This is a genomic window from Telluria sp. AZSoR62, from assembly GCF_058111565.1.
In genome coordinates this window covers 1-266 of the sequence record NZ_JBYTST010000341.1, presented here as the reverse complement: position 1 = coordinate 266, position 266 = coordinate 1, and the positions used below count along the sequence as shown (strand labels likewise).

1 pseudogene is annotated in these 266 nt (G+C 60.2%); it reads right to left on the bottom strand.

What is annotated here, in order from left to right:
- Positions 1-266, bottom strand: a pseudogene (locus AC3XQU_RS24050) (urea ABC transporter permease subunit UrtC); the annotation flags it as partial.

The window sequence follows — 266 nt, the reverse complement described above, 5'->3', positions numbered from 1 at the left end:
ATGCCGATAATGAAGGCCAGCAGCACCGGCACCGCAATCACCGCCACCAGGGTAAAGCTGAAACTGTGGAACGGCTGCCACAGCCAAGGCAACTCGGTGATCTGGTTCCAGTCCATGAAGTCCGGAATGCCCGGCGTGGATTGGATCTTGGTGCTTTCGGGGTCCGAGGCTTCCAGCTTGAGGAACATCGCCATGCAGTAGCCACCCACTCCGAAGAACACGCCCTGCCCCAGGCTGAGAATCCCGCCATAGCCCCAGCACAGCAC